Source organism: Labrys sp. F242, assembly GCF_057813875.1.
This window is the reverse complement of the sequence record NZ_JBVASG010000065.1, coordinates 1-280: the sequence shown is the minus strand read 5'-3', so window position 1 is coordinate 280 and position 280 is coordinate 1. Positions and strand designations below refer to the sequence as shown.

Sequence of the window (280 nt, the reverse complement as noted above, 5' to 3'; positions counted from 1 at the left end):
GGGAGTGGCTGAAGCGAGGAAGGCCGCAACCTCCTCGTCCTCGACAGAGGCTTCGAGCATGCGGTCGAAGGCGGCATTGGTGACGATGCCTGCCTTCGCCGAGAAGGCGAACAGCGAATCCATGGCATTGGCCATCTCGGCGGCCCCGGCATAGCCATGCACCATCATGCCGTCGATCCAGCGCCGGCTGGCGGCCCGGCCATGCACGAGGCGGCCGACCTCCTCGCCGAGGCTGCGCAATCGCGGCGCCTGCGGATTGGAGAGATCGGCGTGATAGAGG

At 67.1% G+C, this 280-nt stretch carries 1 protein-coding gene; it reads right to left on the bottom strand.

Annotated elements, in window-relative coordinates:
* Positions 1-280 (bottom strand): cobaltochelatase subunit CobN (locus ACZYTC_RS34450; RefSeq protein WP_488991781.1); only part of this gene is annotated, 280 nt, incomplete at both ends.